The organism is Bradyrhizobium sp. (assembly GCF_019244115.1).
GTDB lineage: Bacteria > Pseudomonadota > Alphaproteobacteria > Rhizobiales > Xanthobacteraceae > Bradyrhizobium.
The window spans coordinates 1-7,650 of the sequence record NZ_JAFATE010000346.1; the positions used below are offsets into that span (position 1 = coordinate 1).

Below are 7,650 nucleotides of genomic sequence, written 5' to 3' on the forward strand. Positions count from 1 at the left end.
CGATCGCGAGCTTGAGGCCGGCGCTGTACTCGGTAACGCTGCCCTTGTGCTCGGTGAGAAACGGCCAGTTGATCTTCTCGATGTAAATCCGGCCGTCCTGCACCGGCTCGAAGGCGTTGGCGAGCTTGAGGAGCTTGTGGGCAGCGGCCTCGGGATCAGCGAAGGGGCGAGCGGCGACGAACTTCATGCGGCGTTGGCCTCCATGTGCGCGGCGTAAATATGCTGGTCCATATCAGCGATTCCGATCTCCGCGCCACAAAAGCATCGCGCCCGGCCGTCAGCGGTTTGTGTCGGCAGTTTGCAGCCGGCGTCCCACATGGCGTACTTCCACGCGGTCGATGCCCGGTGCCGTCGATATTCCAGAAAATCGGCTTCGGTGCGTTTCGAGAGAAAGACCGACCAGGCGCTCTCAAATGCCGCCCGCGCCACATCGAAATTGGGTGCGGTGCCGTCGCTGGCGTCGCCGGGATTGCTACCAGGATAGAAGCCGCAGTGCCAGGACCATTGGTCGCCGCCTGTAGGATTGCCAGATCGTATGCCGATCGTGCCGACGTGCACGTCACCGTAGAAGATCCGCCAAGCTTCTTGGCGGGCATCCGGATCGCGGCGGCGGGTGAGGGCGGTCATAGTCGCCAGATTAGACCAGAACGGGGCGTGAACAAAGTCCACGTATTCTCCACGGGGAGACTTGCGCGATTCCCGCTCTGTTCTGCGCGATTGCGGCACAACCAATGTGAAAAGATCAAGGAAATCCAACAGTTCCAGCGCACAAAAAAGTTGCGGCCAGGCTTTGGGGGAAGCCTGGCCGCGCGCGAACCGGTCTGGGACGGGGAGGGGTGGGGATGTGACCGGGTCGCGTAACGCGTTTGTTGTCCAATTCGTGTGATCAGTTGGTCCTGTCTACTTGGCGCTCGCAGTCGCGACGGCCGGACGACCATCGCCCAGCGACACCCACACATTCGGGTCGCCCTGCGATTGCCGCTTGACGAAGCGGTATCCGGTGTCGGTCCAGGACACGATGCTTTCGTTCTGGTTGTCCAGAATGAACTCGCCCTTGTCACTCTTGACCGTCAGCACGGCATGGCCTTCACCCTTGCGGTCGCGCACCACGGTGATCAGCAGCGCCTCGCGCGGCCAGCCTGCATCGATCAGCATCTTGCGCTTGAGCAGCACGTAGTCTTCGCAATCGCCGTAGCCGTCGGTCGGCAGCGACCATTTCTCGATGACGCCCCAATGGTCCATGTCGGTCATCGGCTTGACGTTCTCATTCACCCAGTGGTTGACCTTGTTGAGATCGCGCCAGGCCGCCTGCGACATCACGATGTCGCGCGGCTGCGAGGCGCCGTTGCCGCACTCCGTCGGATTGTCGTTGCAGAAATCGATCCAGCCGATCGGCGCCCGTGTCGTGTCTCCCAGGCTCGCATAGAGCGGATGCTCGTCTCCGGCATGTGCCGGTGCGTTGACGGTCAGGAGAATGGCGATGGCCGCCAATCGCAGTCCCTGTCCCCTGATGTTGAACATTGTGGCCCCCGTTTGTTGTTGGGACCACAGATCGCACGAAGATTTTGCGCCGCCGCTAAACTGTCCAGGTTGTTTTGAAGCGAATACAAGTAAAAGCCGCGGAGAATTCGAGCTGTATTTGAGCAGTATTCGATTCAAGTTTGAAACGACTGCAATTGAGTCAAATTTTACGGATTAAGAGTGGAAAAGCCCGTCGTTGCGGCGTTTCCTTGTCCCAGGAGCGCTCGGATTAACGATGATCAGGCAGCATGGCTCGGGGGTCGGCGGTATCTTCATCCGACCGAGATGTTAGCATGTCGCGAACAAACCCTGGGGTTGTGCTCGTGTTGCGCTTTACCGCGCGGTAACGCTCTCTTCGAGCGTTTCGACGAGCTGCTCATGGATGAATTCCATGGCAAAACCTTCCTCGAGATTGCGCACCACGCGTGCCTGCACGCGGCCGAGCAGAACCAGCGATTGCAGCGGTGGCCGGTGCTCGGCCGCAACGGCGGCGCCGGACAGCGAGAGGTCGATGATACGGCAGGTCATCCGCGTGCCATCCTCGAGCGTGATGATGGCAATCGGGTTGCGCGGCACGACGCGGTCGTGGCGGCGGTCTTCCGGCAGGTTGAGAATATCGCGGTTCGCAAGCCAGGTGAGCTGGGCGGCAAGCTTGTCGCGCTTGCGTGCGGTCGCGGCGACCGTCATTGCAAAGCCGTTGTCGATGATGCGGGTGATCTTGCCCTCGACCCGGCCGATGTGATCGAGATAGGCGATCACGCGGTCGCCGACATTGCCGATGCCGGGCGCCAGCAGCGCCAGCCCTCCCGGCGACATGTTGATGACCTGGCAGGGGAATTCACGCCGGTCCGGCAGCATATAGCGCCCGAGCAGATGAACCTTGACCCGCTGGAAGCGGCGGCGCTCTTCGGCAGCCGGAATTGATGATTTCTTATGCGCCAAAGACATTGCTCGCCACCCGATCGCCGCGGCTGACTGGCACTCGCGGCGTCAGCGGACCCTAGCGTCCGCACGGTTAATGCAGCGTTAGCAAGAGTTTGCGCTGCCGAATACGTCGCATAAGCTTGGGTAAGCCGCGCCGTTTTCAACGACGACAAGAAAATTGGAGGAAACCAATGAAACAGATCCGCGTCTGCACCCATGCCGGACCCGGCGCTCCGCCCGTCATTCGCGACGTGTCGTGGCCGGCCGTTCCGAACAAGGCCGCGCTGATCAAGGTCGGCGCCTGCGGGGTCTGCGGCACCGATCTGCACATCCTGAAAGGCCATTGGCCAAAACCTCTGCCGTGGCCGTTTACGCTCGGCCACGAAATCGGCGGCGTGCTGGTCGAGACGGGCTCCGAGTTCACGGAAGACTTCATGGGCAAGCCGCTGACCGTCGGCTCGAAAGTGATGATCCCGCCGCTGATGCCCTGCGGCCGCTGCTACTATTGCATCCATTATCCGCACACCGCGAACAAGTGCCTGACGCCGGTCTATTACGGCCGCTATCTCGGCTTCGACAAGGCGCCGCAACTGTGGGGCGGCTGGGCCGAATATGTCTATGTCGATCTCGACATGCTGCCCGGTACCAAGATCTATAAGCTGCCCGACGACATGTCGCTCCGGCTCGGTGCGCTGTCGGAGCCGCTCACCTCCTGCGTCCGCGCCTTCAACCGCGCCACGCGCGCCGGCGGATTCTCCTGGGGCGACACGGTGGTGATCCAGGGTTCTGGTCCGATCGGCATTCTGGCGGTCGCTGCCGCGAAAGAGATGGGGGCGGGCAGGGTGATCTGTGTCGGCGCACCGGAGGCACCGCGATTGAAGCTCGCCCGCAAATTCGGTGCCGAAGCCACTGTCGACATCGAGGACATCAGGACGCCCGCGGCGCGCATCGATGCCGTGCGCGAAATCGTCGGCGGTTTTGGCGCGGATCTCGTGATGGATTGCTCAGGCCATCCGAGCGCGGGGCCGGAGGGCATCGAAATGCTGCGCGACGGCGGCACCTATGTCGAGATGGGGCAGTTCACCGATGCCGGAGGGATCGAGACCTCCTGGCATCGCATCTGCACCAAGGACCTCAACGTGCTGGGCTCATGGGGCTTTACCGGCAACGACCTGCCGCTCGGTGTCGACATGCTCTATCGGACCCGCGACAAATATCCCTGGCTCGAGATGCAGACGATCTATCCGTTCTCCGAAGAAGGTATCAGAAGCGCGGTCGCGGACGCGATGGCGATGAAGACGGTGAAATCCACCATCGTGCCCTGGCCGGAACTGGTCGAATAGGGCCAGGGCCGAATCGCGCCGTCACCGCGAAAGAAGGCCCGATGGATGATCTTCGCCACAAAAGCGGGCGCGATAGCAACGTCGCTGCCGCACCCGCCTTTGTCGCGGCATCCCGTTCGCGCTAACCGAGGCCCTCATACACCATCAGCCCGCGTGCCAGCGCGAGCTTGCGCACGAGGCGCGGAACGATCTTTTGTGGCGGGTGCAAGTAGCGCCACGAGGTCAGCGTGAGATCGCCGGCGAGCCCGGAGCTGCTTTCGAACGGCGCCAAGAGGCCGGTCAGGCTGATCGGGGCGTGGGCGCGGCTGTGGAACGGTAGTAGCAGCAGCTCGAGATGCCTCCGTTCGCCGCCTTGCGAGGTCGCGGTCACACCGGCGATGGCCGGCAGCGTCTCTTCCGCCACGGCTGCGACGATCTCGTCGATTTCGCCGCGGCAGGCCGGCGCGAACAGCGCGGAAAAGTTTTGGTCCTTGAGGTCGCGCCCGAGCAGGGCGCAGACCCTGGTGCCGGCCACGCGGAAGCGATGGCCTCTGTCGGCATCGTAGCACAACACGAAAATGTCGCCGAGCAAGGGACGCACAGCGGCGGGCTCGAAGTCGCTTCGATCTGGCGCGCGCGCCTCGCCGCGGACGCGGTCCCAATACGCGAAAAACTCGCGACTCGACGGATGCTTCATACTTCGAACTCGTCCTGCGTTCGCGAGCAGGACAACTCTGTCCCGCTTTCGCTCAACGCAACTCCCTTGGCTGTTGTGCCCAATGAGTATTGCAGCGTCCATGCCGCGCAGGTCCGCCGCCGGGCTCTTTGCGCCGTTAACGTTAAGTTAACGATGCTCTTGGCGAGGAGAGGAAACCACGTAGAATTACGGGTATCAGATCCGGCCGGCGTTGGTTCCTCCGGCAGGGTCTTCAGGAGGCAGTCGAACAGTTTGATTTGCGCGGGAGGGGTGGGGGTGTGACCTGGCCCGCGCGAACCAGATTAGCCAACCGTCCTGCGAGGGAGGGCTTTCTCAGAGCCCTCCCTCTTTTTTGGCATTCGTTTTTGGCATTCGGCAGATTTGCAGAACCGGTGTCCAGGCCCGGTGCAGCGCCACTGCGCAAGAGATCTGGTCGCCGCTGACGTTCCATGCGAGGACGCCGGCCAAGCGCGCAAATTTGTGCACTTGCACCCGGCGGCGAAAGACGCCTATCTGGGTGCCAGCGATCGCACAATGGGTTCTGAACGCCTTGGATTCGTCGCCCGATTCATCATCTGGCTTGCCTGCATCTGGCTTGCCTGCCGAACTGCAGCAGGCGGCCGCGCGCGAGCCAATTCTGACCTTGCCGGGCGCACTCACCGCCTATGTGCTGCTGATCGCGGTCATCCACCTGCGGGTCCTGCTTCCGGCCGAATTGGAGGACTGGACGATCGACGTCTTCGGTTTCATCCCGAAACGCTACGATGCCATGCCGCTCGATCTGTTTCCCGGCGGTGTCGGCGCCAAGGTGTGGACCTTCCTCACCTATTCGCTGCTGCACGCCAATATCACCCACATCGTCTTCAACGTGTTGTGGCTGCTGCCCTTCGGCAGCGCGCTGGCGCGCCGGTTCGGTCCCTTCCGCTTCTTCCTCTTTATGGCGGTGACGGCGGCCGCCGGAGCGTTCGCACATCTTCTGACCCACGAGCACGCGGCTGCGCCGATGATCGGGGCATCGGCTTCGGTATCGGGCACGATGGCGGCCGCCATCCGCTTTGCTTTCGTTCAGGGCAGTTTTCTGTCGTTCAGCCGCGGCGACGCCGACGCGGCGGCGAAAGTACCGGCCCTGCCGCTGTCGCGCGCGCTGCGCGATCGCCGGGTGCTGGGCTTTCTGGCGGTCTGGTTCGGCGTCAACATCATCTTCGGCGCCGGCTCGCTGGCGCTCGGTACCGACGGCGCCGCGGTCGCCTGGCAGGCCCATATCGGCGGCTTTTTTGCGGGTCTGTTGTTGTTTTCGCTATTCGATCCCGTACCGCGCACGAGCAATGCTGCAACCGCGTCACCGGCTGATCCGGCGAATCCCGGCTAGCCTCTTCGCTTGCGGCGCAGTCCGATTTCATCCATCATCACAGGTCCAAGAAGAAGGGCATAAGCCTGACGGCGTGCTCTGTTGCGATGCACGCCCGCGCCCGGTCTGAAACGAAACCGGCGCCAAACTGTTGATTGAAACTCGAGGAAACGTGATGGCGCTCGCTTGTCTCGGGCGCGATCGGCTTCAGGGAGACAGCAATGACGGTACGTGCGATTCTCGATACCAAGGGTCATCAGATCCAGAGCGTGGAGCCCGGAGCGAAGCTTTCGGCCGCCATCAAGGTGTTGGGCGAGCGCAAGATCGGCGCAGTGCTGGTGATGAGCGCGGGCCGCATCGAGGGAATCCTATCGGAGCGCGACATCGTGCGCGTGCTGAGCGAACGCGGCGCCGGCGTGCTCGACGAGCCCGTCAGCGCGGTGATGACGCGCAAGGTGGTGAGCTGCCGGCAGTCCGACACCGTCGCCGGGATCATGGAGATGATGACGCTCGGAAAATTCCGCCACCTGCCGGTCGTCGAGGGCGACAAGGTAGTCGGCCTCATCTCGATCGGCGACGTCGTCAAATGGCGCGTGCAGGAATACGAGAACGAACAGGAGGCTTTGACCACTTACATCAAGACAGCCTGAGAGAGCTCAGGCCGGCTTCGCCTCGATTGTGTCGGCTGTCTCGGTCTCGCGCGGCGCCGGAGTGAGGTCCGGTATCGCCTCTTCGATCGCATTGAGCGCACGCTCGGCGGCGCGGGCGCCGAACGCGATCAGCTCGGCGGCGCGATGAAAATCGAACCAGCCGATCTGGCCGACGCGCGGCGTGATCAACAGGTCGGGCGGATCGCCGGCGAGCCGGGCCCGCGTGATGCGGTCCTGCATGATGTTGAACGCGTCCGCCATCACGGAAGAGATTCCCGGCCGGCCGCCGCCGCCGAAAAACTCGCGCTTCACGGTGCGTTCCGGCGAGAAGAACTTTCCGAAGCGACGTTTTGGCGGTGCCGGATCGATCACCGTCTCCGGCACCGCGACCGGCTGGCCGTGTGAATAGATCGTGGTCGAATGTGTGAAGACGTCGCTGGAGAGGTTGGCGGCGATGACGATCTCGGCGCCGAGCGCGCGCGCCGCCGAGACCGGTACCGGATTGACCAGCGCGCCGTCGACCAGCCAGCGATCGCCCACCAGCACCGGAGAGAAGATTCCCGGCAGCGCATAGGAGGCACGCATCGCTTCGACGATGCGGCCATGCGTGAGCCAGATCTCATGACCGGTACGGACCTCGGTCGCGACACTGGCATACTTCATCGGCAGGTCCTCGATCAGGGTCTGGCCGAGCGAGGCCTCGAGCTGGGCCGCGAGCTTCTCGCCGCCGATCAGGCCCGAGCCGTTGAGACGGATATCGAGATAACCAAGGATGTTCCGCGGCTGCAGGCCGCGGGCCCATTCTTCCAGCGTGTCGAGATGGCCTGCGACATAAGCGCCGCCCACCACCGAGCCGATCGAAGTTCCGACTACCACATGCGGGATGATGCCATGGGCCACCAGCGTCCGGATGATGCCGATATGGGCGAAACCGCGTGCCGCACCGCCACCGAGAGCAAGGCCGATCACCGGCCGACGAATACTATCGAGACCAACCTTGTCACGCTCCGCGCCGCTCTGGCCTCGTCCGATCAGGCTTTCCAGCACCGTAGAACTCCTGGACCCACCGCCCCGCAGGACACTAGCTGCTCTGATAAACACTACGCACGACCGCGACGTTGCGCCACTGGACTTAAGAAAGCATGGTTTATGCCGATTCGCATTGAGCCGAGACGCGCCGATCGAAAA

The 7,650-nt window shown here is 62.9% G+C and carries 8 protein-coding genes and 1 pseudogene; 3 read left to right on the plus strand and 6 right to left on the minus strand.

Annotated features, from left to right (window positions below):
• The 4 genes and pseudogenes from JOZ76_RS15345 to JOZ76_RS15360 all read right to left on the minus strand — a co-directional run.
• Positions 1–187: pseudogene (locus tag JOZ76_RS15345) on the minus strand (hypothetical protein); the annotation flags it as partial.
• Positions 184–756, minus strand: coding sequence for a hypothetical protein (locus JOZ76_RS15350; RefSeq protein WP_291699465.1), 573 nt, complete (start codon positions 754–756; stop codon positions 184–186). The pseudogene JOZ76_RS15345 and the gene JOZ76_RS15350, both read right to left, overlap by 4 nt.
• 144 nt (positions 757–900) lie before the next feature.
• Entirely contained in the window at positions 901–1,521 is a 621-nt protein-coding gene (locus JOZ76_RS15355; RefSeq protein ID WP_291699466.1) for a transglutaminase-like cysteine peptidase, read from the minus strand.
• Positions 1,522–1,854: 333 nt separating this feature from the next.
• Positions 1,855–2,469 carry a PilZ domain-containing protein gene (locus tag JOZ76_RS15360; RefSeq protein WP_291699467.1) on the minus strand — a complete coding sequence of 205 codons (615 nt, stop codon included), beginning with the start codon at positions 2,467–2,469 and terminating at the stop codon, positions 1,855–1,857.
• Positions 2,470–2,636: 167 nt separating this feature from the next.
• On the opposite strand from JOZ76_RS15360, the gene JOZ76_RS15365 reads away from it, so the two are divergent.
• Positions 2,637–3,788 (plus strand): zinc-binding dehydrogenase, encoded by a 1,152-nt coding sequence (locus JOZ76_RS15365; protein WP_291699468.1) that lies wholly within the window; start codon positions 2,637–2,639, stop codon positions 3,786–3,788.
• A gap of 121 nt (positions 3,789–3,909) precedes the next feature.
• Here JOZ76_RS15365 and JOZ76_RS15370 read toward each other — a convergent pair whose 3' ends face one another.
• Complete coding sequence (locus tag JOZ76_RS15370; RefSeq protein ID WP_291699469.1) at positions 3,910–4,464, minus strand: PAS domain-containing protein; 555 nt, start codon at positions 4,462–4,464, stop codon at positions 3,910–3,912.
• 550 nt (positions 4,465–5,014) lie between these two features.
• Here JOZ76_RS15370 and JOZ76_RS15375 point away from each other — a divergent pair.
• Together JOZ76_RS15375 and JOZ76_RS15380 are read left to right on the plus strand one after the other, a co-directional pair.
• The gene (locus JOZ76_RS15375) at positions 5,015–5,833 is read left to right on the plus strand and encodes a rhomboid family intramembrane serine protease (protein WP_441300037.1); all 819 of its coding nucleotides are present in this window, start codon (positions 5,015–5,017) and stop codon (positions 5,831–5,833) included.
• 200 nt (positions 5,834–6,033) lie between these two features.
• Positions 6,034–6,462, plus strand: a complete 429-nt coding sequence (locus JOZ76_RS15380) for a CBS domain-containing protein (RefSeq protein WP_291699471.1) — start codon at positions 6,034–6,036, stop codon at positions 6,460–6,462.
• Between the two features lie 6 nt (positions 6,463–6,468).
• Here the strand turns inward: JOZ76_RS15380 and JOZ76_RS15385 are convergent, their stop codons facing one another.
• Positions 6,469–7,509: a patatin-like phospholipase family protein gene (locus JOZ76_RS15385; RefSeq protein ID WP_291699472.1), complete on the minus strand. Its 1,041-nt coding sequence runs from the start codon at positions 7,507–7,509 to the stop codon at positions 6,469–6,471.
• Between the last annotated feature and the right edge of the window lie 141 nt (positions 7,510–7,650).